We start from the raw sequence: 1,182 nt of genomic DNA, 5'->3' as shown, positions 1-1,182 counted from the left end.
TCATCAGGATCGCGGCGTGGAAACCCGGCCGTTTAGGGCCGGGAGGTAACGCCGCTCCCTCCCCTCGATGCTCGTCTTGCATGATGGGTGGATAGAATGTGAGGCGTGGGTGAGGTGGTGAAGCGGGCATACAAGTACCGCTTCTATCCGACCCCAGGGCAGGCCGATCAGCTCAACCGCACCTTCGGGTGCGTGCGCAAGGTTTACAACCTCGTCTTGGAGGCGCGCACCCGTGCGTGGGCCGTTGACCGGCAGCGCAGCACCTATGTGCAGTCCTCGGCGTGGCTGACCGAGTGGAAGCGCACCGAGGAGCTGGCGTTCCTTAACGAGGTCAGCTCGGTGCCGTTGCAGCAGACGCTGCGGCACCTGCAGGCCGGGTTCGCCGCGTTTTGGGGCAAGCGGTCGCGCTACCCGCGTTTCAAGGCCAAGCGCAAGTCCCGGGCGTCGGCGGAGTACACCCGCTCGGCGTTTCGCTGGCGTCACGGGCAACTCACCCTGGCCAAGATGGACGCCCCGCTGGGCATCGTGTGGTCGCGGCCCCTGCCCGAAGGGGCCGAACCGTCGACGGTCACGGTGTCCCGCGACGCGGCCGGTCGGTGGTTCGTCTCTCTGCTGGTCGATGACCCCACCGTCAAGGCACTGCCGCCGCTGTCCACGGCGGTCGGGGTGGACGCGGGCATCACCAGTCTGCTCACCTTGTCCACCGGGGAGAAGATCACCAACCCGCGCCACGAGCGCGCCGACCGGCGCAAGCTGGCCAAGGCGCAACGCAACCTGTCCCGTAAGGGCAAGGACACCAAGAACCGGGCGAAAGCCCGGCTTGCGGTGGCCCGCATCCATGCCCGCATCGCCGACCGGCGGCGGGATCACCTGCACAAGCTGTCGACTCGACTCGTCCGTGAGAACCAAACGGTCGTGATCGAAGACCTCAGCGTGCGCAACATGCTGCGCAACCACTCGCTGGCCCGCGCCATCTCCGACGCGGCGTGGACACAACTGCGCAGCATGATCGAGTACAAGGCCGCCTGGTACGGGCGGCAGGTTATCGCCGTCGACCGCTGGCATCCGAGCACGAAGACCTGCTCGGCGTGCGGTCGGATCAACACCGCCATGACCCTCGGCGTTCGCGTCTGGACGTGCCCCGGCTGCGATGCCGTGCACGACCGGGACGTCAACGCCGCC

General features: G+C 67.4%; 1 protein-coding gene. It reads left to right on the top strand.

Translation table 11 applies throughout. The annotated features are described in order from the left end of the window. Positions 1 to 105: 105 nt before the first annotated feature. Positions 106 to 1,182, top strand: a 1,077-nt coding sequence (locus ACWD6N_RS37760) for an RNA-guided endonuclease InsQ/TnpB family protein (RefSeq protein ID WP_450006766.1), incomplete at its 3' end; no start/stop codon positions are given.

It is taken from the genome of Micromonospora sp. NPDC005163, from assembly GCF_053599835.1.
The sequence above is the reverse complement of the archived record's forward strand: the minus strand, read 5'-3'. Positions and strand labels throughout refer to the sequence as shown.